Annotated in this window: 1 pseudogene; it reads right to left on the bottom strand. The window is 64.2% G+C overall.

What is annotated here, in order from left to right:
- Positions 1–372 (bottom strand): annotated as a pseudogene (locus EN818_RS33070) (IS4 family transposase); the annotation flags it as partial.

Raw genomic sequence — 372 nt, 5'->3', positions numbered from 1 at the left:
GCCATTGTTCTTCTTCTCATGCGCACCAGCCTTGGCAACCGCCGTCGCATCGAGGATGCGGATTAGCCGGCCTTTGGCCAAGCCTGCATCCTCGCGCTTCAAAAGATGCCCGATCAACTGTTGCAGCCAGGGGCCTGCATTGCGCAACCGGCCGAGCAAGGCCACGTCCGAAATGTCGGCAATCCCGCTCGCCGCCGCCCAGGCCACGACGCCCCGCATGCCTACCTTGCCAAGGCAGTAAGCCAGTGTCAGGCGCAACAGGTCGCTCGCCGATCTGATGCCGCGCGGGCGCAGGAACGCCTTCGTCTCGCGAGCACTTCCTGCGATCAACTCTTCCCCGCCGAGAAGCTCAATCGTCTCGGCCCAGCCGTC

This window comes from Mesorhizobium sp. M3A.F.Ca.ET.175.01.1.1, assembly GCF_004791945.1.
Taxonomy (GTDB): domain Bacteria; phylum Pseudomonadota; class Alphaproteobacteria; order Rhizobiales; family Rhizobiaceae; genus Mesorhizobium.
Note: the sequence above shows the minus strand (reverse complement) of the source record. Positions and strands in the feature narration are given on the sequence as shown.